Origin of the sequence: Rhodococcus sp. OAS809, from assembly GCF_040546695.1 — a bacterium.
GTDB classification, from domain to species: Bacteria; Actinomycetota; Actinomycetes; order Mycobacteriales; family Mycobacteriaceae; genus Rhodococcus_F; species Rhodococcus_F qingshengii.
Genome location: NZ_JBEPOI010000002.1, coordinates 4,934,697 through 4,957,651, shown reverse-complemented (window position 1 = coordinate 4,957,651; position 22,955 = coordinate 4,934,697). Strand labels below are relative to the sequence as shown.

The following is a 22,955-nucleotide window of genomic DNA, read 5'->3' as shown; positions in this document are numbered from 1 at the left end:
AGTACCTCACACCGCCACGTTGTGAAAATCGATCTCTGCGGCCAGCATGCCCGAGAACCACCGATCCAGGTCCTCGTCGCTCACGGACTTCGGCATGGCGTCCACTTCGCACGCCAGCACTGCCACCTGGGACACGAACGGCGGAGCGACATGCATGTCCACCCAGTCCTGCAACGCTGGTTCGCGATCTACCTTCACTGCCGCCGCCTCCCGGCACCACGACAGATACAGGGTTTCCGCGGCGTACATGCCCACCAGCGCCGCCGCCCTGCCCTCTTCGCGAGCGAGGGCCAAGGCGTGCGTGGACAGCACGGCCGACTCCTCGACCAGCGCCGCTGCGTCACCCTCGTACGGGAAGCGGGAACGCAAGTGCGCGAAATACTCGCGCTGCTCGCCCACCAGGTTCGACATCGACGTCACGTGGTCGAGCGCGTCGTCGAGCGTCGGGGATTCGGCGACCACCAACCCCAACACCTTGACGGCCGTCAGTACAAATGCCTCTTCGATCACGAGGTACCGGCGGAATCCCTCATCACTCAACGTCCCGCCGATGGTGTCCTCGATGAATGGAACCGCCCGCGCGGCAGCGAGATTACTCTGCTGCCGCGCGAGCAGGTCTGAGGAGCGACTCATTCGCCGGCGACCCAACTGATCAAGCCGTCGAACAGGTCGGTGTATCCGGGCCACTGCTCACAGAACTCCGGCGGAGCCCAGTGCGGCGAGCAGTCCGAGGTGAAGACGATCGACCGTCCGGCGCCGTATTCACCGGCAGCGACAAGCGGATCGCCGTTGATGGTGGCGGGAACCACGGCACCGTCCTTCGCGACGACGCGGTTGTATCCCAGGAGCGCCGGCCAGGAATCGCCGGCACCACCGAGAGCCGGGTGAGCAGCATCGACGACGGTGGGAACGATCCCAGCCGGTGTCTCGACGCGATCGTCTTCGGCCAGCATCGTCACGGGCAGTACCTCGGCGATCGCGGTCTGGCGGAAAGCTGCTCGCGCCTGGAACCCGGAGAACGAGAGGTAACCACCGATCATCATCAGTGAGCCGCCGGCGTTCACCCAGTCACGAAGCGCGACAAGGCGATCCTCGCCGGCGCGGAACTGGTCGAACACGCCGGGAGCCAGCTGCAGCGAGTTCGCTCCGATGTCGGAGAGAACGACGACGTCGAACTGCGACAGTGCTTCTGCGGTACCGGGGAACTGCGTCGGCACCAGGTGTGCGGGCATGTGTGTCACGTCGTGGCCACGTGAGGTGAGCGCATCCCGAAGCGGGCCGACTCCCTCGACGTAGGAATGGACACTGAACTCGTCGACGCCCTTGACGTGCGTCGACGTCGTCATCCAGCTCTCGCCGGCGATCAGTACTCGTTTACCCATGACTGCTTCTGTTTCCTTTCGCGGCCTGCTCGAAGAGCGACCTCGGGTTGTCTCGCATCAATGCGGACACTTGCTGGGGATCTACGCCTGCGCGCACCAATCGGGCGGCGAAGGCGAGTGGTACGTAGGAGAATCCGTTTCCGCCGTGCTTTCTGAGCATTGATTTGAGGAAGAGGTCGTGACTGAGCAGGAGCTGTGATGCGTGACCGGAGGTGACCAATCCGGCTACCGCAGTGGCTGTTTCCGCCGGATGCGGAGAAAGACCCTCGCCGGGGAAATCGAAAGGCATCCCGATCATGTCGAACTCGAGAAAGACACCGCGGTCGGCGAGCGATCGTTGGTAGTCGGCGTCGTGTCCGGACGGGTCCATGTGGCACAGGACCACTGCTTGCGGATCGACGCCCATCTCGTCGACCACGATGTCGACGACGTGATGTCCCACGCGCTGCCAGCCCGGAAGGTGGACGAACAGGGGCACGTCCACCTCGCGCTGGGCGATGCATGCCGCCCGCAACGCTTTCGCCTCGTTCTGAGTGAAGAGCGGGGAGACTCCGATCTCCCCGATCACGCCAGGAGCCAATTCCTTTGCCGGATCGAACTCCTCGACGAGCGAACCTGCCAGATCGTCGACACCGAGTTCGTGGACCTCGACCGGATGGGTCGTCTCGAGGTACCACCCTGAACCCATGATCACTCGCACGTCTGACTTTCGCGAGAACTCCGCCAGCTTCTCCGGTGCCCGGCCCAGTCCCGGCGGTGTCAGATCGACGATCGTCCGACCACCGAGGCGGGCGAAGTCCGCAAGGTCTTCCACCACGGCCGATCCGTCGTCGACTCGACAATTGTCGAGACTGTAGTACGGATTGTCGTGAAGAAGCCAGGCATCCTCGGCGCGTACCGGACCGGCCAACCGCTGTGCCACAACCGGATCCGGGGCCTCGGTGTACGCACCGGTGACGTCGTTGTGCAGATGTTCGTGTGGGAGAACCAGTCCGAGTTCCGAGCTGTCCACAGTTCCCGTGACAGTACGAACCTTGCTCATGAGCGTGCGGGCCCCGACGGTGCGGACTGCAGGTGTCGCCACAGCGCGCTCAGCGTGTGTCCGCGCATGTTGATCCAGATGGCCAGTAGCAGAACGACACCGGTGATGATCGGCGTCAGGAACGGGCTCACGCCGAGCAGGGTCAATCCGTTGGCGATGATTCCGGTCAGGACGGCGCCGATGACGGTACCGATCACGGTGCCGCGACCGCCGAAGAGATTGGTGCCACCGAGAACCACCGCGGTGATCACGGTGAGCTCGAATCCCGTTGCGGAGTTGGCCGAACCCGAGCCCAGTCGAGCCGCGATCAGCAGTCCCGCGATACCGGCAGCCAAGCCGGTGAAGACGAGCGTCATCATGAGCACACGACGCGTGTTGACGCCGGACCGTCGCACGGATTCGACGTTGGAGCCGATACCGGTGACATAGCGCCCGAAGCGCATGCGGTTGAGCGCAATTGCTCCGATGACCACGACGACGAGAGCAATCCAGGCGCTGGCGGAGAACCCGAGGAACTCAGCAGTTCCGAGCTTCGCGAAGTAAGTGTCGGCAGGAACCGGAACGGAGAATCCTTCGGTCCGATACAGCGCGATACCGCGAATGACGGACATCGTCGCCAGAGTCACGATGAACGGCGGAATACCCTGATAGGCAGCGAGCCATCCGTTGACCAGGCCCCAGGCCGCACCCATCACCGGGGCGGCGACGAAGACCAGGGACGAATCGACGCCGGCCTGGATAAGCTCGGCACTCATCGCCGCGACGAACGCGACGATCGCACCGACGGACAGGTCGATCTGACCTGCCGTGATCACGAAAGTCATCGCCACCGCGATGATCAGAACCGGAGCGATCTGGGTTGCCAGGTTCGACAGGTTCGTGAATGTCAGGAACGACGACGTGGTCGCCGAGAAGACGGCTGCGACAGCAACTGTCACCGCCAGCATCGCGAGGGTGGGCTTGTTGACGCTGTCCCACAAGGAGGGTTTCGCGGCGAGCTTGCGCTCGATCGGCGCCTGGGTCTTCTCGAGAGTGGTCATGCCGTGGCTCCCTGTGTTGCTGCCGATGTCCGTTGCGGCACCGGAGTTCGAGTGATGAGTCCGACGAGGGACTCGATGTTGAGGTCGCCGATCGGAACGTCGTCGACACTCTGCCCCTCGTACATGACCGTGATTCGGTCACACACGCGGAACAGGTCCTGCAGGCGGTGTGTCACGAGAATGACGCCCACGCCGGCCGCTGCGACGTCCGTGATCAGCTTGAGCACCGACTCGACCTCGGCGACGGCAAGCGCTGCGGTGGGCTCGTCGAGGATCAGTACGTCTGGGCGGAAGGAGACTGCGCGGGCGATCGCGACGGTTTGCCGCTGTCCGCCGGACAGTTGCCCGATCTCCTGGTAGGTCGACTTCACCTTGACATGCAGGTCGGCAAGAATGTGAGCCGCCTTCTCGTGCATGGCATGCCGGTCGAGGAAGGGGCCTTTTCGCGGTTCTCTGCCGAGGAACAGGTTGCTGGCGACATCCAGCGTGTCGCACAGAGCCAGATCCTGGTAGACGATTCCGATCTTTTTCTGCTGGGCGTCGAGAGGCGTCGAAAAGCGCACTGGTTCACCGTTGACGCGCATTTCGCCGCCGTCGTGCTGAACCGCACCGGCGAGAATCTTCATCAGAGTGGACTTACCGGCGCCGTTGTCGCCGACCACTCCGAGTACTTCACCCTTCGCCAGCCGAAGGTCCACTCCTTGAAGGGACTTCACCGGTCCGTACGACTTGGTGATGCCCGAGAGTTCGATCAGTGGAGGTGCCATGATTACTTCTCCAAGTAGTACATGTAGTCGGCCACGTTCTCCGGGGTCACGATCTGGGTGGGAACCGGGATGTTTGCCGGAGCGCCGCGTCCGCAAGCCAGGTCGATTGCCGAATTCATTGCCTCATGGCCGAATTCGAAGGTGTTCTGCTGGACCACGCCTTTAAGCCAACCGGCTTTGAGTCCGCCTACCGCCTGATCCGAAAGATCCCAACCGACTGCTTCGATGCGATCCTGCGCCTTCTGACTGTTGACCGCCGCGACGAGACCGATCAGTGCCGGCTCACCGGTTGCGTAGACGTACTTCATGTCGCCACCGCCGGTCAGCAGGTTCTCCGCTGCGGTCTGTGCGTTCTCCTGAATGTTACGTCCGTCCACGACGGTGCCGACGGTCATTCCGCGGCCGGTCACGGTCTCCGTGAAGCCCTTCTGCCGCTCCAACTGGACAGTGCTGTTGAGCGCGCCGACGATACCGACCGTTCCGGTGTTGTTCGCGACGTCGGCCAAGGTGTTTCCGATCTTGGCACCGCCCTCGGCGTTGGCCGTACCGACCTGAGTCGACAGTGCCGGATCGTCGATGGTCGCGTCCACCGCGACGACGGGGATGCCCGCGTTCTTGGCCTTGACCACCGACGGCTTGATTCCGTCCGTGTCGATTGCATCGACGATGATCGCGTCGACTCCGGCGGCGATCAGATTGTCGAAGGCGTTGGCCTGCGCGACGGAATCGTCGTTGCCGCTGATGATCTGCAGGTCGACGCCTGCCTTGTCCGCGACGTTCTTCGCGGCATTGTTGATCTGGTTGAAGTACAGCGCCTGGAGGTTGATGGTCACCAGACCGACCTTGAGCTTGCCGTTCGTCCCGTCACAGCTTTCGGCGACCCGGGTCGGCTGCGGGATGGACGAGCCCCCCGATGCGTCCTTCGAGTCACTCGACGAAGCCGAGTCACAAGCGGTGAGCGTGAGCGCGACTGCAGCTCCCAGCGCCAGAGGCAATGCACGTTTCATCATCGAGTCTCCAAAAGGGTGTGAGGGGTCAATGTTGCTGTGAAGCTGTCCAATTCATCTCGGGTGGGGCATCCGCGGGGGCCTGCGGTGGCGCAAGCCAATGCAGCCGATGCCCCGGCGAGTCGTGCGGCGTCCACCGGTGAGCGCCCGGCGTCGACAAAAGCGATGTACGTACCGCCGAAGCAATCACCGGCCCCGACGGCATCGACGACGTCGACCACTACTGCCGGTTCGCTCGTCACCTCGCCGTCCGGTGTGGCCAGTGTCCAACCTCGCGAGCCGTCGGTCACCAGCAGGTGGGTGTGGTGCTCGGCGGCCAGAGTCTGCCACTGGTCGAAACCGATCCCGAACTCGCCTTCCCACAGGGCACGCCCTACGACGACGTGGTCGGCCAGAGCGAACGCGCGCAGTGCCGCGGCTTTGTTTTCACAACCGTCCAGATCGATTACCAGACTTACGCTTCCCGGTAATTCATCCGGGAGGAAGACCGCACGGTATCCGTCGAGGAACAGTCGTCCACCGCCGGCAGCGGCCAATCGGGTGACGACAACTCCGATGCGTTCGGCATCATTCGGGTCGTCCTGGCTGATGATGGAGCGATCGCCGTCCTGCGCGATGAGAACAACTGCCGTCGACAGGAACGCATCTCGCGGCGACCAACTGGTGTCGACGCCATCTGCCTCGAGGGATTCGAGAAACTCGGTGGACCGCGCGTCCGGGCCCACGGCACCGGCAAAGATCACTTGCGCGCCCATTCTGGCCGCGGATACCGCAGCATTTGCATTCATTCCACCGTCGATCTGACTGATGGCCGTTGCCTGAACGCGCTCACCGAGTACCGGTACGTGTGGGACATGTACCGTCACATCGTTGTTGGCGTATCCACAAAAGACAATCATGGTTACTTTCCTGCGGCCCGGGACAGTTCGCGGACCTTCTCGCCTGCGACCCGTCCCCACCAGCGTCCATTGTCCTTCACCGAGGATGCAACTATCGCGCCGTCGCATTCCTTCATCAGCGCTGCGACATTGGCAGCCGTGATGCCGGAGCCGATGATCACCGGAAGAACGGTGTTGTCTCGGATCACGGAAACCTCGTCGACCGAAGCGGCGTCACCGGTGCGCGAACCCGTCGCGATCAGAACATCTGCGTCGAAGAACTCGGCGTCTTCGGTCTGTTCCGCGACAGTGCGGTCCGCGACAATGGCATGCGCACCGTGTTTGACGTGCACGTCAGCGAAGATCCGGACCGGGTCGGCGCCGATGCGATGGCGGAAGCGCGTCGTCTTGGCGGCCTGACCCTCGATGAAGCCCTCATTGGCAATGTAGGCATTGGCCCACTGATTGACGCGCACAAAACTCGCGCCTGCCGCCCACGCTGCGGCCACTCCGCACTCGCCGGCGTTGGACAGGATGCTGACGCCGACGGCCTTGCCGAACTCGCCGACCACCGCTGCCGTGATGACTCCCATGCTGGCGGCGGTTTCGTATCCGTGTTCGCCGGGCTTGAGGAACGGTATGTCCCAGTGATTTTCGACGATTACCCCGTCGAAACCGTTGTCGACATACGCGTGTGCTTCCTCGACGGCGAAGCGAGCAATTTCCGAAACCGGCTGCCCGGTGTAGTGCGGGCTGCCCGGCAGGGCCGGGAGGTGAATGGCCCCGATGAGAGATGGCGTGCCGGTGAACATCTCTGCCAGCGCCGAGGGCTTGGGCGGAAAGACTCCGAGCGGTGATGCGGTCACTTCAGCTACCCCATTCCATGCGCAAGATTTGCGCTGTATGTCCATGCACAAGATCTGCACACGATGTAATCGATTGCCTTGATGAATTAGCAGGTTATGTGATCAACACCGGGTTGTGTCAAGGATTTCACAATTCGAATTTGTAAACGATTGCCTCAATCGCGTTACATGCGGGACACTGGACCGTGCGGTTCGATAACCTCGGACCCGAATCGAGCAGAAAACGGGGGACGCATGCGCAAGGCGACCATTCGCGATGTCGCGGAACTGGCGGGGGTCTCGACTGCCACCGTGTCGCGGGCACTGTCCGGATCCCGCCCTGTCTCGGACGAGCTTGCAGCGACGATCAAACGAGCCGCGGACTCTCTCGGATACTCGGGAAACATCATCGCCAGCTCACTGCGTCGTAATCGGACGGACACTGTCGGAATGGTGGTTCCGAGTATCGCGAACCCCTTCTTCACTTCGCTGGTGGTCAACGTCGAACACGTCCTCGCTCGGCGCGGCCTACAACTGTTCCTGTGCGATTCTCGTTCCGATCCCGACGTGGAAGCGCAGCGGCTCAAGTCGCTCGTCTCCCGGCAAGTGGACGGAATCATCATCAGCCCGTGCCACGGCGAACTGAGTGCCGAAGCCGTCCGAGCCAGCGCCGCAACGCTTCCGGTCGTTCAACTGGACCGGTTTGCAATGGATACCCAGACGGACTGGGTCGGCGTCGACGACGACGCCGCTCAATCCCTGGTGATGGAGCATCTGTCGGAGCGTGGCGCGCAATCAGCCGCCTTCATCAGTTCCGAGCTGACCAATTCGTCAACAGAACTTCGCCGGGCCGGCTTCTTCCGCCACGCGGATCGAATGGGCATCGAAACTCGTGACGAGTGGACACAACTCGGCGAGTACTCGATCGAGTGGGGGCGCACGGCATCCAACATCATCCTGACCGGCAAAACTCGCCCCGACGCCCTGGTCTGCGCCGACGACTTGATCGCACTCGGCGTGTTGCAGACCTGTCACGCATTGGGCATCGACGTTCCCGGCGACGTTCTGGTCACCGGTTTCGACAACATCCCGTTCTCTGAATTGTGCAACCCGCCGTTGACCACCGTCGGCCAGCCGCAGGAAAGAATCGCGGAAGAAGCTGTGCGACTTCTGGATCAGGCGATGAACAACTCTTCCGAGTCGACAGCCCACATCGCGCTTGCTCCTGAACTGATTGTCCGTCAGTCCACCGTCGGCCAAGCGGCGGCAACCGCACCGTAAGCAGCGATCGCATCGTCCAGTTCGGAGACCTTGACGCTTTCGTTGGCCGCATGCATCAGCGAGGGAGTGCCAGGGCCCCAGATCACGACGGGAGCACCAGGGGCGGCGGCGGCCAGTACCGAAGCGTCGGTGAAGTACGAAACCGGTTCGGTTGCAACAGGGATAGGCAAGGTAGCCAACCACGGATCCGACGCGTCGGTACGCACACCTCCCAGATGAATCGACGTCTCCACCGAGTCGACTTCTGGTTGGGCTCGCCACCACGCGAGCAGGTCGGCGCCGTCTCCCACCGTGCGGTGATCGATCACCGCACGTGCACTGTCCGGCACGATGTTCGGAGCCGAACCCCCGCCGACCAAGCCGAGGTTCCAGGTTTCGGCACCCAGAAACGCGTCGGACGACAGCGGAAGCTCACGCCGGGCTCGGTCGACGACGTCAAGCAGTTTGAGGACGGCGTTAGTTCCTCGCTGCGGCGTACTCCCGTGCGCGGCTTTTCCTTTGACGGACACTTCGAGCCACAGTGCGCCGCGGTGCCCCAGGTTGATGCGATTGCCGGTCGCCTCGGGAACGATGACGGCCCCGACCTCGAGATTCGCAACGGCGTCGGCCGAACGAACAGCCCCGAGCGATCCGATTTCCTCGTCGCTCGTCAGCAACAGCGCGACCGGGACTCCACGTTCGAAAGCGTCGACAACCGCGGCAGTAGCGGCAACAAGGCCGGCCTTCATATCCGATGTCCCTCTGCCGAGGAACAATTCGCCGTCGACCTGTGCGGCATACGGATCGAACTCCCAGTCGGAGACAGTGCCCACCGGCACCGTGTCCACGTGGCAGGCGAACAGGAGTCTGGCTGCCGAGGGTGCAGCTTCGTTGGTGATCAAGGCCCAGGGATGATTGCCGGTCAGGTCTGACTCCACCTTCGCCTGTGGCGCACGTGAGAGAACCAACGAGACAATCGAATCCATCGCCCGCCGTTGAGGAGCGGCCTCCCCCGAGACCGTGTCGAGAGCTACCAGTTCCGAGAGAAGTCCGAGGGAATCCATGTACCTATTCTTGCACTGCCACGGATTCAGTGCGCTGCCAGCTGGGCGATGACGACGTAATTGTCGTCGGTCGACTCTCCTTCGACGACATCACAATTGGCGAGGATCAGCCGTCCCGGAACCGATTCGCGCAACTCGTGAGCGCCCAGCAGCGAACCTTTGTGCAGCGGCCCGACTGTTTCGACGTCGTACTCGAGTGCGCCGTTCGGTGTACCCAGGAGAATTCGATCGCCCGGCTCCACTACCCGGAGCGCCCGGAACGGTGCTTCGCGAGTGGTGTAGTTGTGGCCGACCACGACAACTGTTTGTGTGGTCGATGTTCCCGGCATTCCGCTTTCACCCCACCACACCGGCAGTTCGTCGACAGGATTCAGTTGCTGCCCACTCTCGCCGCCGCGCATCAGCTTCTCCGAGTGCAACGGACTGCTCAGGTACGTGACCCCGGACGCAGACCTCAACTCGATCCGCTCGGGTTCTGCCGGATCGACGGTCACCGAAGCCGGTGCAGCCGCGATATGCGACTGCACCGGCGAGCGGTCTGGTAGCGATCCTGCGTTCTCGCCCGAACATCCGGATGCGAGGAGGGCGAGGATCGCTACCGCCGAGAGGCCGGCGCTACGCAGACGTGTTGCCCGGGCCGTCATGACGCTTGCGACGAACAACCACCGTCGTAGCTGCTGCGGCGGCAGCGCCGACGACTCCGACGCCGATCAATACAGCCGGCAGGTTGGAGTTGCTGCTACCGCTGGTGCTGCTGCTTGCGGTGTCGCCGAGAGCAAGATCGACCGGGGGCAGGCTTCCAGCGAGTGCCGGATCGCCGTCGGCGTCGGTGACGTAGTAGTCGACGACGTCGAAGGCTCCCTTGTTGTTGTAGTAGCCGACCAGCTTGACGCCGGTCTTGTTCACTACAGCGGTGGTCTCGTCGACCTTCGTGACTCCGGAGCCGTCGTCGGTGTGCTCACCGATGATCACCTCACCGCCGACGCCTGTTCCGTTGTCGATCTCCTTCTCGCCCTTTGCCTTGAGCTCGTCGACGATCTTCTGCGCTGCATCCGCTTCAGCCTTTGCGGCAGCTGCGGCGGCCTGAGCTTCCTTGGCCTTTGCTGCTGCGGCGTCGGCCGCCGCCTTCGCGTCTTCGGCGGCCAGGTAGAGATCCTGCGCCTTCTTACTCGCTGCTTCGGCAGCTTCGGCCTTCTTGGCGGCTTCGGCAGCCTTTTCGTCGGCGATTGCTCGCTTGTCGGTGGCCGCCTCCCCTGCAGCATCGGCCTCGGCCTGCGCCGTCTCCGCGGCCTTCTGTGCAGCGGCAGCGTCCTTCTGTGCGGAAGCTGCGGTAGCTGCCGCTTCATCTGCGGCCTTACGGGCGGCGGTGGCAGCTTCTACCTCGGTGGCGGCTGCGGACTCGGCTGCCTTGGCGGTGGTTTCGGCGGCGGTGGCCACCTTCTGAGTTTCCTTGACGGTGATCGCGAGCTGCTTGGCATTCCAAGCTGCGGCCAACGCCTGAGCCTTAGCGACGGCTGCCTTCGCGAAATCCCAGTTCTTGAAGGCTTCCTCGGCTTCCTTGTTCTTGTCCGCTACCAGTTTGGCGTTTGCATCCGCGGCAGCCTTCGCCTCATCGGCCTTGGCCTGCAGAGCATTAGCCTCGGCGCGCGCCTTTGCTGCCTCTTCGGTCTTGGGCCCCGAACCGGCGGCCTTCGCAGCCTCCTCGAGTTCAGCAGCCTTGGCTGCAGCCGCGTCGGCTTCTGCCTGAGCTGTTTTTGCTACCTCTTTCGCATCGGCCGCCGCGGACTCCGCAACCTTGGCTGCCTCTTCGGCTTCCTTGGCAGACTGTTCCGCGGCCCCGGCCTCCGCCTTGGCCTTGGTCGATTCGACCGCCGCCTTGGTTGCCTCGACGCTCGCCTGGGTCATTGCCTCGGTCGCCTTCACCGAAGTGTCTGTCGCTGCGGACGAGTCGACCCCTGCCGTCGCGGCTGCTTCGGCGGCCTTCGCTGCCGCGTCGGCAGCTGCCTTGGCTTTTGCTTCGGCTTCCGCCAGTGCTGCAGCGTCCGTACCAGCGGTTTCGGCACTTCCCGTGCCCGCGACCCCGGCTTCAACCTTCTCCGGCGTGGTCTCGGTGCTCGTCGCCGCGTCGGCGTCGGTGGTGGCAGCTGCCTCTTCCTCGGCACAGGTCACCAGCGGATCAGCGCTCGGGGTACACACGGTTTCCGGCTCTGCCGATGCAATTCCCGTGCCGCCCACCGCCAATCCGAGAGCTAGTACGGCACCGGCGGCCGCAGAGCGGACCCTCCGAGAATGGGCGATGGACTTCTCCGACATAGCGCTCAACCTTTCGGCCTTCTTTACGAAGACGGCAATTCCGGCGTGGACAGCCTTTACTTCGTCGGCTGACTTCCAGACGTTACGACCGGTCGGTCCGAAAAATTGAGAGCTGCTGCTCTACCCGCAGGAATCAGGACCGCGGAACGCGCCCCATCAGGTAGAACTCCGGATTGGGCAGCATGCCGGAGAAACTCGCCATGCGATTGCTGAGCCCGAAGAATGCAGTGATCGCGGCGATGTCCCACGCGTCCTCGTCGCCGAAGCCGTGCACACGAAGGGCGTCGAAGTCGGCGTCGGCGATTTCGTGCGAGGCGGAGTTCACCTTGGTGGCGAAGTCGAGCATCGCGCGCTGACGATCGGAGATTTCTGCGGTGCGATAGTTGACCGCAACCTGGTCGGCAACCAGCGGCTTCTTCTCGTAGATACGCAGAATTGCGCCGTGCGCGACAACGCAGTACGTACATTTGTTGGCCGCAGAGATCGTGGTGACGATCATTTCTCGATCACCCTTGGTGAGTGCGGAATCTTCCTTGAGCATGATCGCGTCGTGGTATGCGAAGAATGCCCGGAACTCGGCTGGGCGCCGAGCGAACATCAGGAAGACGTTGGGCACGAACCCCGACTTCTCCTGGATCTCGAGAATCTTGGCGGCGATGTCCTCGGGCACCTCGGTCAATTCAGCCTGCGGAAAACGGGTGCTCACTGTGCCTCCTGGTCAGCCATCGATGTTCGATTCAAGATAATGATGATTAACTGAGTTGTCCAGATGCATTTCCTGCCCTACTTTTTCGGGCACGGATAGTCGGGTACGGCCCAAGCGATCTGCGTAGCGTGAAACCCGTGAACAGGAAGACACGATGATCGACGGACTGAACCGCGCGCTCGACTACATCGAAAGCAATCTGAGCGGCGAGATCGAGACAGCCGAGATGGCAAGGCTGGCAACCACCTCGGAGTATCACTTTCGGAGGATGTTCTCGGCCCTGGCCGGCATTCCCGTATCCGAATACATCCGTCGACGTCGACTCACCCTGGCTGGTGCCGAGTTGTCCGTCAGCAGATCAGGAGTGTTGGAGACCGCCGTGAAGTACGGCTACTCGTCCGCGGAAGCCTTCACACGAGCGTTCACCGCATTTCACGGCGTGAGCCCCGGCGCGGTCACACGCGCTCCCGCCGTTCTCAAATCCCAACAGAAACTTGTCATTCACGTGACACTGGAAGGAGCCACACCGATGGACTACATGCTTGTGGACAAACCTGCCCTGACGGTAGTCGGGTTCAAGACCCGGGTTCCATTGGTTCACGAAGGTCCCAATTCTGCGATCGAAGATTTCACCCGCTCCGTGGACAAGGTTGCGTTGCGAGGGTTGCGCGAGCTCTCCGATCAGGACCCGGCGGGAATCGTCAGTGTCGTCGACAATTTGGCGCATCCCAGAACCGAAGGCACAGAACTGGATTACTACCTGGGAGTGGTCACCGGCAAACCTTCACCCACGGGTTTCGATGTGCTGACGGTCGACGCACACACGTGGGCCGTCTTCACCGCCGACGGGTCGGAAATCGAATCTGTGCAGTATTTGTGGCGAGATATCTACACGGAATGGTTCCCTGCCAACCCTTTTCGCTCCGTACCTGGTCCCGAGATCATGCGTACCGAATACAACGACGATTTCACCGTCGCACGGTTCGAGCTCTGGATTCCGGTCGAGAGCGAGCTGAGCGACGTCAGGGCGTAAAACAGCCGCCAGGTCGGATGGAAGTCACGACCCGGCGGCTGAGCCATCAGATGAAACAGACTGTCAAAGAATCAGTTTCGCTCCGGTAGCAGCAACCACGTCCTCGACGCTGATGCCCGGCGCCGTCTCCACCAGGCGGAGACCGTCGTCAGTCACGTCGATCACGGCCATGTCGGTGATGATTCGCTGGACGCAGCCCTTACCGGTCAGCGGAAGCGAGCACTTCTCGACGATCTTGTGCTCACCCTTCTTCGAGACGTGCTCCATCATCACGATGACGCGCTTTGCGCCGTGGACCAGATCCATCGCGCCGCCCATGCCTTTGACCATGTGGCCGGGGATCATCCAGTTCGCGAGGTCTCCGGTGGCACTGACCTGCATGGCACCGAGCACGGCAACGTCGACCTGGCCGCCGCGGATCATGCCGAACGACGCTGAGGAGTCGAAGAACGACGCACCGGGGAGAACGGTGATGGTCTCCTTGCCCGCATTGATCAGCTCGGGATCGAGTTCGTCCTCGGTCGGGTACGGCCCCACGCCCAGAACGCCGTTCTCCGAGTGCAATACAACGGTGATATCGGTCGGGAGGTAGTTCGGAACCAGCGTCGGCATACCGATGCCGAGGTTCACGTACTGCCCGTCCTCGAGTTCGCGCGCGACGCGGGCCGCCATCTCTTCGCGGGTGAGTTTGGTGGGTGGTACAGAAGTCATGCTCGTACCGTCCGATTCTCGATGCCGACCGTCACGGGGCCGACGTGGACAACACGCTGAACGTGAATGCCCGGCGTGTGGATCTCGGCGGGGTCGAGCTCACCCGGCTCTACGAGGTGCTCGACCTGCGCAATGGTGATGCGCCCCGACGTTGCTGCAGCCGGATTGAAGTTCTGGGTACTCGCGCGGTAGACGAGGTTGCCATGCCGGTCACCTTTCCAGGCATGGACCAGTGCATAGTCGGCGACGATGCCGCGCTCCATCACATAGGTGACGCCGTCGAAGTCACGAGTTTCCTTGGGCGGACTGGCAACTGCGATGCCGCCGCTGCCGTCGTAACGCAGTGGCAGGCCGCCGTCGGCGACCTGGGTGCCGACGCCGGCCGGGGTGAAGAACGCGGGGATGCCCGCTCCCCCGGCGCGCATGCGCTCGGCGAGCGTGCCCTGCGGCGTGAGTTCGACTTCCAGCTCACCGGAAAGGTACTGACGCGCGAACTCCTTGTTGGAGCCGACGTACGAGCTGACAGTACGACGGATACGCCCCTTCTCCAGAAGCACTCCGAGCCCGAACCCGTCGGTGCCGCAGTTGTTGCTCACCGTTTCGAGTGATGTCGCGCCCTGCTCGAGGAGCGCATCGATGAGGATTTCCGGCACTCCGACGAGCCCGAAACCTCCGACAGCGATCGTGACGCCGTCCGGCACGTCGGCGACGGCCTCGGCAGCAGTGGGAATGACTTTGTCCATCATGTCGATCACAGTAGCGCGACCCGTACGTATTGTGAACCCCTGTCCGCATAACGAACATTTCTCGCCCCCGGCATTGCCTGGGTCACATCTACGAACTATTCTGTTCGCAGAGCGCAACACATGTACACATTGCGAACAACTTCACGTAACCGAACGACGAGGTTCCCTATGCTGCATCTCCCGCCGAGGTACCAGCGGCCGACTGGCGTCAACGCCCCGGCCGATTTCGCGGACTACAAGACGACTTCCCTTCGCCACCCGAAGCAGCCGCTGAAGCTGCTCCCCCAGCGGCTCACGGAGCTCACCGGGCCGGTATTCGGCGAGGATCGCGTCGGCGCCGGCGAAAACGACCTGACCATTGCCAACGGCGGCGAAGCACAGGGACAGCGCATCGTCGTTCACGGCCGCGTACTCGACGGCGACGGAAAACCCGTCCCCCACACACTGCTCGAGGTGTGGCAGGCCAACGCCGGTGGACGCTACCGCCACACCGGCGACAACTGGCCCGCACCGCTGGATCCGTTCTTCAACGGCCTGGGTCGCTGCGTCACCGACGCGAACGGCCACTACAGCTTCACCACGATCAAGCCGGGCGCCTACCCGTGGATGAACCACGACAACGCCTGGCGACCGGCACACATCCATTTCTCGCTGTTCGGCACGGCATTCACGCAGCGCCTCGTGACGCAGATGTACTTCCCCGACGATCCGATGTTCTTCCAGGACCCGATCTACAACGCAGTACCCGAAGCAGCACGTCACCGCATGGTCAGCGTCTTCGACTACGACGCCACAGTCCCCAACTGGGCTCTCGGGTTCCGCTTCGACATCGTCCTGCGCGGCCGTAACGCCTCCGTATTCGAGAACGAGGAAGACCACGATGACTGATCACACCGCGAAGCCCGCACCCACTTATCCGGTCGTCCCCGGCGACTTCACCACTGCCCCCTTCGGGGTCACGCCCTCTCAGACCGTCGGGCCGTACTGGCACATCGGCCTCCCCTGGACGGACGGCCCCGACGCTGCCCCGAGCGATACCCCCGGACGAATCACGCTGGCCATCAAGGTGATCGACGGCGCCCGTACACCCGTCGCGGACGCGATGATCGAAACATGGCAGGCCGATACGCTCGGACGCTTCAACCATCCGGACGATCCCCGTGGCGCAGTGGAGCTCACTCCGGCTGGTTTTCGCGGATTCGCCCGCAGCGCAGCGGATCCCACGGGCACTGCATTGGTCCACACTGTCAAGCCCGGTGCGCAGCCCACTGAAACGGATGCGGACGAGGCCCCACACGTGAACGTGTCGGTCTTCGCTCGCGGCATGCTCGACCGCCTGGTCACCCGCTTGTACTTCCCCGAAGACGCCGACGCACACGCAACAGATCCGGTGCTGTCCTCACTGACCGAAACCGAACGCGCGAAGCTGGTTGCAACCAAGGTCGACGGTGGGTACTCCTGGACGGTCTATGTTCAGGACGAGGACGCGAACGGCGTCGAGACGCCCTTCTTCGAACTGTAAGAGGAGTACACATGCCCACTCGCGGCGCACTGTTCGATCCGGTGTTCGGGGCCACCCGAGTAGCGGAACACCTGTCCGACCAGGCGTGGGTCACCGCGTTGCTCGACGTGGAGGCCGCACTGAGTTGTGCGATGGCCACCGTCGGATTGGCGGACGGGGAACATTGCGCCGCGGTGGCTGCTGCTGCGGCCGAACTCTCACAACCGGGTGGTCTGGACATCGTGGCGCTCGGCCGGGCGTCGGCAGCCGGTGGAAATCCCGTCATTCCGCTGGTGAAGACGCTTCGCGAAAGGGTGGGACAGGAAGGTGTGCCTGCCTCCGTGGTGCATCCGGGAGCCACCAGCCAGGACATCATGGACTGTGCGCTGATGCTGTTGACGCGACGCGCGGGCGCGGTGGTTCTGGCCGACCTGACGCGCGCCGCCGATTCCGCCGCCCACCTCGCCCGCCTCCATCGCTCCACTCCGATGGTCGCGAGAACTCTGGGCCAGCAAGCACTTCCGACCACTTTCGGCCTTCTGGCATCGAGTTGGTTCACGGCACTCGACGCCGCAGCGATTCGCCTCGAGATCGTGCTGTCCACGTTGCCGGTTCAGTTCGGCGGAGCCGCAGGAACACTCGCTGCGTTGTATCCCGACGGGCTCAGGATCGCCGACGCGCTGGCCGACGAACTCGGTCTGGCCAGGCAGGTCACTCCGTGGCACACCGACCGCGTGACCATCGCAGAACTCGCGACCACACTCGGTATCGTCGCCGGCGCCGTTTCCAAGCCCGCCACCGACATCTCCGTCATGGCGTCCACCGAACTGTCCGAGGTCGCCGAGAGCGCTCCGGGCGGCTCTTCGGCCATGCCGCACAAGCAGAATCCGGTTGCCGCGATCACCGCCCGCGCGGCAGCGCGACGTGCTCCCGCGCTGGTGGCCACAGCCCTGTCGAACATGGATCACGAATTCGCTCGCGCTGCAGGCCCCTGGCACGCCGAGTGGGAAACCGTCACCGATCTCCTGCGTCTGGCCGGCGGAGCGGCGCACCAGCTTTCCGTGAGCCTCACCGGCCTGCAAGTACACACCGAGTCGATGGCTCGCAATCTCGACATCACCGGTGGCCTGATTCTCGCCGAGCGTGTCACCAAGGCCCTGTCCGCACACACTGATCGAGCGCGCGACATCGTCACCGCGGCAGCCACTTCCGGAACCAGATTGGATCGTGATCCCGCCATCGCAGAGCACCTGAGCGAAACCGAGATCGCCGAACTACTCGACCCCGCACACTATCTGGGCCACGCCACCGATCTGGTCGACCGCGCCCTCGCCGAACGCCCCACAGGAGGATCTCGATGAGCGTCGCGCTCAACTTTCAACAGACCGGCAATCTCGATGCCCCGGCAGTGGTTCTCCTGGGTTCACTCGGATCCGATCTGTCCATGTGGCAGCCGCAGATTCACGCGCTGTCGAATCGCTACCGCGTCATCGCCGTCGACCATCGCGGCCACGGCAAGTCACCGGTGCCTACGGGCCCCTACTCAATTGCCGATCTCGCCGGCGATGTCATCGCTCTCCTCGATTCGCTCGAACTCGAGTCCGTACATCTCGTCGGGCTCTCCCTCGGCGGCGCTGTCAGCCAATGGATCGCCGCGCACCACCCCACTCGCGTCGAGACGTTGACATTGATGTGCACGTCCTCGCAGTTCGCCCCGGCTCAACCGTGGATCGATCGTGCTCGGGCTGTCCGTGCGGACGGTATTGCATCCATCGCGGCCGCCGTCGTCGGACGCTGGTTCACGCCGGGACTGGCCGAGAACGATCCGGAGCTTGTCGCCCGTCACGTCGCGATGGTCGAAGCCACACCTGACGAGGGCTATGCCGCCTGCTGCGAGGCGCTTTCGACGTGGGACGGCCGCAACGACCTGGCCCGCATCGTCGCTCCGACGCTCCTCGTCGCGGGCGAGCAGGATCCGGCGACGCCTCCGTCGACGTTGGGTGCGATCGCCGACGGCATCGCCGATGCGGTACTGCACGTGGTCGATCCGGGCGCACACCTGGCCAACGTCGAACAAGCCGGGCGCGTCACCAAACTACTTGCAACGCATATTGCCTCGCACACATCTGCGCTCGCCCAACGTAGCGCCGCGGTGTCGGCCGGCATGACCGTACGACGCCAGGTGCTCGGCGACGCCCACGTCGACCGTTCCATTGCCGGTGCCACCGAGTTCACCGCCCCTTTCCAGGACTTCATCACTCGCACGGCGTGGGGTGACATCTGGTCGCGCCCCGGCCTCGATCACCACACCCGCAGGCTCCTCACTCTCGCGATCCTCACTGCCGTCGGCAACGAACACGAACTCGACATGCACATTCGCGCTGCGCTGCGTGCCGGGATCGATCCCGACGAACTCGTGGAAGTATTTCTCCATACCGCGGTCTATGCGGGTGTGCCGAACAGCAACTTGGCTTTTGCGCTGGGAAAGCAAGCACTCGCGGACCTCTCGGCCGAACCTGAGGAGAACGAGACAACATGAGTGAGAACAGCAGCGAGCAGGCGCCGGGACCGTCCCCGGACTACGTGCAGTCGCTGGCCCGTGGGCTTTCCGTCATCAAGGCTTTCGACGGTGAGCACCCGCGTCGCACCCTCAGCGAGGTTGCCCGGCACACCGATCTCACGCGTGCGACTGCTCGCCGCTTCCTACTCACGCTCGTCGAACTCGAATACGTACGTACTGACGGTTCGGTGTTCTGGTTGACGCCTCGCGTCCTCGAACTCGGCTACAGCTACCTGTCCAGTCTGTCTCTCCCCGAGATTGCCGGGCCGCATCTGGAAGCTTTGTCCGCCAAGGTCCGTGAATCCACGTCCGTGTCGATCCTCGACGGTGACGACGTCGTCTACGTGGCTCGTGTTCCGGTCAGCCGCATCATGACGGTGTCCATCACCATCGGCACGCGCTTTCCCGCCTATGCGACGTCCATGGGCAGGGTCCTGCTCGCGGGCCTACCCGACGACGCACTGGACGCCTACCTCGCCCGAGTGTCCTTCGCCCGCCTGACCGGCAAGACCATCTCCACCGCCGACGGACTGCGTGCCGAACTCGAGAAGATTCGCGCCGACGGGTTCGCGATTGTCGATCAGGAACTCGAAGAGGGTCTGCGCTCGCTCGCCGCACCCATCCGGGACGCGACCGGTGACGTGGTCGCTGCCGTCAACATCTCCACCCAAGCCGCCCGCTACAGCGCCGAAGCTGTTCGCGGTGAACTGGTTCCGGCCGCAGTCGCCACTGCGGACGCCATCTCCGTCGATCTCGGACGTACTCAGTCGTCCAACAATCACTCGGCTGCCACCCGCTGACCGAGCAGACCCAAGGAAGAACCAATGCCTGACGTTGTCATCTGTGAACCGCTCCGTACCCCTGTCGGCCGCTTCGGCGGTGTCTTCCGTGACGTAGCCCCGGAAGATCTCGCCTCGACGCTGATCACCGAACTCGTCACGCGTACCGGCATTTCCGGCGCGGAGATCGACGACGTCATTCTCGGCCAGGCTTCGCCGAACGGTGAGGCTCCGGCGATCGGACGCATCGCGGCGCTCAACGCGGGTCTGGGCATCGATGTTCCCGGCATGCAGGTGGATCGCCGGTGCGGGTCGGGATTACAGGCAGTCATCCAGGCCGTCATGCAGGTTCAGTCCGGTGGCAGTGACCTGGTCCTCGCGGGCGGTGCCGAGTCGATGAGCCAGGCCGAGTTCTACGCAACCGGAATGCGTTGGGGCGTCAAGGGTGAAGGAGTTGCGCTCAGCGATCGTCTCGCGCGCGCCCGCGTCACAGCCGGCGGACGTGACTTCCCGGTTCCCGGCGGAATGATCGAAACGGCAGAGAACCTGCGCGCCGAGTTCTCCATCAGCCGCGAGGATCAAGATGCACTCGCGGTTCAGTCCCATCAGCGTGCAGTCGCAGCACAGAAGAACGGCGTCTTCGCCGAAGAAATCGTTCCGGTATCCGTTCCGCAGCGCAAGGGCGAGGCCCTGCTCGTCGACACCGACGAGCATCCACGCGCCGACACCTCGATGGAATCGCTTGCGCGCCTTCGTCCCATGCGCGCAAAGATCGACCCCGACTCCACCGTGACTGCAGGTAATGCCAGCGGTCAGAACGACGGCGCAGCACTGGCGATCGTCACCACCGCCGACAAAGCTCGTACCCTCGGACTGCGACCGCTCGCACGCCTCGCGAGTTGGAGCGTTGCGGGCGTTCCGCCGCGCACCATGGGCATCGGCCCCGTACCGGCGTCGGAGAAGGCACTCGGCCGCCTCGGGCTGTCCCTGGCGGACATGGACGTCATCGAACTCAACGAAGCCTTTGCGGCACAAGCCCTTGCAGTCCTGCAGAGTTGGAATCTCGAGGCCGACGACCCACGCATCAACCCCAACGGCTCCGGCATCTCCCTCGGACATCCGGTCGGAGCCACGGGTGGACGAATCCTGGCCACCCTGTTGCGCGAGATGGACCGTCGCGAAGCGCGTTACGGCCTCGAGACGATGTGCATCGGCGGCGGGCAGGGCCTGGCTGCGGTCTTCGAGCGCCTGTCCTGATCAAGCCCCGACGTGCGCGACGCCGGAGTCACCGAGTTCGCCGCGTAGGCCGTCGAGAAAGACACGCAGCAGTTCGGTGAGTTCGGCCTGCTGCTGCTCGGTGAGAATCGACGTCAGTTCGGCTTCACGGCCGAGAACTCGGTCCACCAATTGCTCCACCAGCTCGTGACCGGCGGCAGTGAGGGTCACGAGCACTATTCGTGACCCTTGCGCGGCGGAGGACCTCTCCACCAGACCCGCGTTCTGCGCGCGCGCGAGTCGCTGCGAGATCGCACCGGCCGTGACTCCGGTCTGCTCGGTGATCTGGCGAGTCGTCAACTGATACGGCTCGCCGGATCGCCGCAGGACACTGAGTAGGTCCAGCGTGGCTGTGTCCGCACCGGCCGAGGCGAGTACCCGTCGGCGATCCTCACCGAGCAGCTTGGCGCACATCCACAGCCTGGTGACGATGCCGATACCCTCCACGGGCGTGCCCGGCCTTTCGCGAAGCCACGCCAACGCGACCGCGTCCACCGCGTCGTCCGGGTTGTAGTCGCCCACCACTGCACACCTCGTTTAGCTCTAAATGATACGTTCTTCGTATAGGTCTAAACGTAGCTCACGGAGGTAGGCATGACACGCACAGTTCTGGTAACCGGCGGCGGAACAGGGATCGGACGCGCAGTTGCAGCGGCGTTCGCCCGAGACGGAGACACCGTTTTTGTCACCGGCCGACGCACGGAACCACTCGAAAAGACCGCGGAGGAGTTGGGCGATAATGTTCACGCCTTGACTTGTGACAACTCCGACCCGAAAGACCTGAAGCGGCTGCAGGATTCACTTCCGGGAACCATCGACGTCGTGGTGCACTGCGCCGGCGGCAACACGGACTTCGATCGCGAAGCGCCGTCAGATCTGGAATCCCTGGCCGCCGGGTGGCGGGCCAATCTGGACTCCAATCTGATCTCGGCAGTGTTGACCACAGCAGCAGTTCGAGATCGAATCCCCAGTGGCGGTGCCGTCATCACCATCGGATCGATTGCCGCCGACAAGGGAGCTGGAGCGTACGGCGCTGCCAAAGCAGCAGTTGCCACGTGGAATATCGATCTGGCCGCCGAACTGGGCCCAGAAGGCATCACCGCGAACATCGTCTCCCCCGGTTACATCGCCGACACCGAGTTCTTCCGGGACTTTCTGACGGACGAGCGTCGCGCGATGCTGATCGAATCCACCAGCACCAAGCGCGCCGGAACCCCGGACGACATCGCATCAGCCGTCCATTTCTTGGCCTCACCGGGTGCCCGGCAGATCACTGGTCAGGTATTGGCAGTCAACGGCGGCGAGAGAACCAGTCGCTGATCACGCCAGGTGGCGCTCGAAGAACGAGTCGATTCGCTTCCAGGCATCCTGCGCTGCAACAGGATCGGGACCGATTCCGAGAATGCGCTCCAAAGGACGAAGCACCTTGGGTCCGGCCTCCGCGTCGTTGAGGAACGCGTGGCCGGCGGTGGGGTACTCCTTGACGTCGTTCTCGATACCGGCATTGCTGAGCGCCGTCTCCAGCTTCGCTGCAGCACCCCGGAGCGAAAAGTCCTTGCCTCCGAAACTCCCGACGATCGGGCACGCATCCACCACGGCCTCATCGAGTTTGCGTGGAAGCTGACCGTAATTGACCGAGGCAGCGTCGAAATCTCCGGCGCTGACCATCGCGAAGCCGCCGCCCATGCAGAATCCGATGACACCGATCTTTCCGGTGCAGTCCGGGGATTCCACCAGCCAACTGCGAGCGACTTCGATGTCGGTGAACGCCTTGCCGTGTCCTCGAAGCATCGACGTCATGGTGGGCACTAGGCACCGCTTCGCCCCGCCCGCGCTGTAGAGGTCGACAGCGAGCGTCAGGAATCCCGCAGCGGCCAGCCGCTTGGCTTGCCGCTGCATCACCTCCTCGAGCCCGAAGGCCTCGTGAATCATCACTACCCCCGGCCACGGGCCGGGGGTAGTGGGGGTTTCGAGTATCGCTCGCAGCGGTTGTGATCCGCCGACTACTGCGGCGCGGCCCGTCAGATCTATGTCCACCATGTTTCG

The 22,955-nt window shown here is 63.5% G+C and carries 25 protein-coding genes; 9 read left to right on the top strand and 16 right to left on the bottom strand.

Going from position 1 to position 22,955, the window contains the following annotated elements:
* Positions 1-6: 6 nt before the first annotated feature.
* Genes ABIE52_RS26135 through ABIE52_RS26100 form a run of 8 tightly spaced genes read right to left on the bottom strand, consistent with a single transcriptional unit; the run spans position 7 to position 6,982 of the window.
* Entirely contained in the window at positions 7-633 is a 627-nt protein-coding gene (locus tag ABIE52_RS26135) for a TenA family protein (protein ID WP_192712185.1), read from the bottom strand.
* The gene (locus tag ABIE52_RS26130) at positions 630-1,382 is read right to left on the bottom strand and encodes a glutamine amidotransferase (RefSeq protein ID WP_003939869.1); all 753 of its coding nucleotides are present in this window, start codon (positions 1,380-1,382) and stop codon (positions 630-632) included. The genes ABIE52_RS26135 and ABIE52_RS26130 overlap by 4 nt, the downstream gene beginning before the upstream one ends.
* Positions 1,375-2,466: a phosphotriesterase family protein gene (locus tag ABIE52_RS26125; RefSeq protein WP_007730025.1), complete on the bottom strand. Its 1,092-nt coding sequence runs from the start codon at positions 2,464-2,466 to the stop codon at positions 1,375-1,377. Before ABIE52_RS26125 ends, ABIE52_RS26130 begins: the two co-directional genes overlap by 8 nt.
* Entirely contained in the window at positions 2,421-3,464 is a 1,044-nt protein-coding gene (locus ABIE52_RS26120) for an ABC transporter permease (RefSeq protein ID WP_003939698.1), read from the bottom strand. Before ABIE52_RS26120 ends, ABIE52_RS26125 begins: the two co-directional genes overlap by 46 nt.
* A complete protein-coding gene (locus tag ABIE52_RS26115) occupies positions 3,461-4,231 on the bottom strand; it encodes an ATP-binding cassette domain-containing protein (RefSeq protein WP_003939830.1) in 771 nt (256 codons plus the stop codon). The genes ABIE52_RS26120 and ABIE52_RS26115 overlap by 4 nt, the downstream gene beginning before the upstream one ends.
* A gap of 2 nt (positions 4,232-4,233) precedes the next feature.
* On the bottom strand, positions 4,234-5,241 hold the full coding sequence (locus ABIE52_RS26110) for a substrate-binding domain-containing protein (RefSeq protein WP_019745494.1): 1,008 nt from the start codon (positions 5,239-5,241) through the stop codon (positions 4,234-4,236).
* Complete coding sequence (locus ABIE52_RS26105; protein ID WP_042924967.1) at positions 5,238-6,137, bottom strand: PfkB family carbohydrate kinase; 900 nt, start codon at positions 6,135-6,137, stop codon at positions 5,238-5,240. Before ABIE52_RS26105 ends, ABIE52_RS26110 begins: the two co-directional genes overlap by 4 nt.
* A 2-nt stretch (positions 6,138-6,139) precedes the next feature.
* Complete coding sequence (locus tag ABIE52_RS26100) at positions 6,140-6,982, bottom strand: BtpA/SgcQ family protein (RefSeq protein WP_003940276.1); 843 nt, start codon at positions 6,980-6,982, stop codon at positions 6,140-6,142.
* Positions 6,983-7,216: 234 nt separating this feature from the next.
* Here ABIE52_RS26100 and ABIE52_RS26095 point away from each other — a divergent pair, with 234 nt between their 5' ends.
* Complete coding sequence (locus tag ABIE52_RS26095) at positions 7,217-8,242, top strand: LacI family DNA-binding transcriptional regulator (protein WP_042446970.1); 1,026 nt, start codon at positions 7,217-7,219, stop codon at positions 8,240-8,242.
* Here the strand turns inward: ABIE52_RS26095 and ABIE52_RS26090 are convergent.
* From ABIE52_RS26090 to ABIE52_RS26075, 4 genes are all read right to left on the bottom strand, one after another.
* The gene (locus ABIE52_RS26090) at positions 8,203-9,285 is read right to left on the bottom strand and encodes a M20/M25/M40 family metallo-hydrolase (RefSeq protein WP_054828142.1); all 1,083 of its coding nucleotides are present in this window, start codon (positions 9,283-9,285) and stop codon (positions 8,203-8,205) included. The genes ABIE52_RS26095 and ABIE52_RS26090 overlap by 40 nt on opposite strands.
* A 26-nt stretch (positions 9,286-9,311) precedes the next feature.
* Positions 9,312-9,929 carry a sortase domain-containing protein gene (locus ABIE52_RS26085; RefSeq protein WP_054828141.1) on the bottom strand — a complete coding sequence of 206 codons (618 nt, stop codon included), beginning with the start codon at positions 9,927-9,929 and terminating at the stop codon, positions 9,312-9,314.
* Positions 9,901-11,598 (bottom strand): hypothetical protein, encoded by a 1,698-nt coding sequence (locus ABIE52_RS26080; protein WP_064443676.1) that lies wholly within the window; start codon positions 11,596-11,598, stop codon positions 9,901-9,903. Before ABIE52_RS26080 ends, ABIE52_RS26085 begins: the two co-directional genes overlap by 29 nt.
* 133 nt (positions 11,599-11,731) lie before the next feature.
* Positions 11,732-12,304, bottom strand: coding sequence for a peroxidase-related enzyme (locus ABIE52_RS26075; protein WP_003940498.1), 573 nt, complete (start codon positions 12,302-12,304; stop codon positions 11,732-11,734).
* Between the two features lie 154 nt (positions 12,305-12,458).
* Here ABIE52_RS26075 and ABIE52_RS26070 point away from each other — a divergent pair, with 154 nt between their 5' ends.
* The gene (locus ABIE52_RS26070) at positions 12,459-13,337 is read left to right on the top strand and encodes an AraC family transcriptional regulator (protein WP_192712184.1); all 879 of its coding nucleotides are present in this window, start codon (positions 12,459-12,461) and stop codon (positions 13,335-13,337) included.
* A gap of 63 nt (positions 13,338-13,400) precedes the next feature.
* Here the strand turns inward: ABIE52_RS26070 and ABIE52_RS26065 are convergent, their stop codons facing one another.
* Together ABIE52_RS26065 and ABIE52_RS26060 are read right to left on the bottom strand one after the other, a co-directional pair.
* Complete coding sequence (locus ABIE52_RS26065; RefSeq protein ID WP_192712183.1) at positions 13,401-14,048, bottom strand: CoA transferase subunit B; 648 nt, start codon at positions 14,046-14,048, stop codon at positions 13,401-13,403.
* Entirely contained in the window at positions 14,045-14,791 is a 747-nt protein-coding gene (locus ABIE52_RS26060) for a CoA transferase subunit A (RefSeq protein WP_030536554.1), read from the bottom strand. The genes ABIE52_RS26065 and ABIE52_RS26060 overlap by 4 nt, the downstream gene beginning before the upstream one ends.
* 171 nt (positions 14,792-14,962) lie before the next feature.
* On the opposite strand from ABIE52_RS26060, the gene pcaH reads away from it, so the two are divergent.
* The 6 genes from pcaH to ABIE52_RS26030 are packed head-to-tail and all read left to right on the top strand — an operon-like array spanning position 14,963 to position 20,891.
* On the top strand, positions 14,963-15,682 hold the full coding sequence (pcaH, locus tag ABIE52_RS26055) for a protocatechuate 3,4-dioxygenase subunit beta (RefSeq protein WP_007730015.1): 720 nt from the start codon (positions 14,963-14,965) through the stop codon (positions 15,680-15,682).
* Positions 15,675-16,316 (top strand): protocatechuate 3,4-dioxygenase subunit alpha, encoded by a 642-nt coding sequence (gene pcaG, locus ABIE52_RS26050; RefSeq protein WP_192712182.1) that lies wholly within the window; start codon positions 15,675-15,677, stop codon positions 16,314-16,316. Before pcaH ends, pcaG begins: the two co-directional genes overlap by 8 nt.
* An 11-nt stretch (positions 16,317-16,327) precedes the next feature.
* Positions 16,328-17,656, top strand: a complete 1,329-nt coding sequence (pcaB, locus tag ABIE52_RS26045; RefSeq protein WP_192712181.1) for a 3-carboxy-cis,cis-muconate cycloisomerase — start codon at positions 16,328-16,330, stop codon at positions 17,654-17,656.
* Positions 17,653-18,834 carry a bifunctional 3-oxoadipate enol-lactonase/4-carboxymuconolactone decarboxylase PcaDC gene (gene pcaDC, locus ABIE52_RS26040; RefSeq protein WP_064114168.1) on the top strand — a complete coding sequence of 394 codons (1,182 nt, stop codon included), beginning with the start codon at positions 17,653-17,655 and terminating at the stop codon, positions 18,832-18,834. Before pcaB ends, pcaDC begins: the two co-directional genes overlap by 4 nt.
* Positions 18,831-19,655, top strand: coding sequence for an IclR family transcriptional regulator domain-containing protein (locus ABIE52_RS26035; RefSeq protein WP_007730008.1), 825 nt, complete (start codon positions 18,831-18,833; stop codon positions 19,653-19,655). Before pcaDC ends, ABIE52_RS26035 begins: the two co-directional genes overlap by 4 nt.
* A 24-nt stretch (positions 19,656-19,679) precedes the next feature.
* The gene (locus ABIE52_RS26030; protein ID WP_007730007.1) at positions 19,680-20,891 is read left to right on the top strand and encodes an acetyl-CoA C-acetyltransferase; all 1,212 of its coding nucleotides are present in this window, start codon (positions 19,680-19,682) and stop codon (positions 20,889-20,891) included.
* On the opposite strand, the gene ABIE52_RS26025 is transcribed toward ABIE52_RS26030, so the two are convergent.
* Positions 20,892-21,431 carry a MarR family winged helix-turn-helix transcriptional regulator gene (locus ABIE52_RS26025; RefSeq protein WP_261255124.1) on the bottom strand — a complete coding sequence of 180 codons (540 nt, stop codon included), beginning with the start codon at positions 21,429-21,431 and terminating at the stop codon, positions 20,892-20,894.
* Between the two features lie 72 nt (positions 21,432-21,503).
* Between ABIE52_RS26025 and ABIE52_RS26020 the strand changes: the two genes are divergently transcribed.
* Positions 21,504-22,229, top strand: coding sequence for an SDR family NAD(P)-dependent oxidoreductase (locus tag ABIE52_RS26020; protein ID WP_007730003.1), 726 nt, complete (start codon positions 21,504-21,506; stop codon positions 22,227-22,229).
* Here the strand turns inward: ABIE52_RS26020 and ABIE52_RS26015 are convergent, their stop codons facing one another.
* On the bottom strand, positions 22,230-22,949 hold the full coding sequence (locus ABIE52_RS26015; RefSeq protein WP_030536547.1) for a dienelactone hydrolase family protein: 720 nt from the start codon (positions 22,947-22,949) through the stop codon (positions 22,230-22,232).
* Between the last annotated feature and the right edge of the window lie 6 nt (positions 22,950-22,955).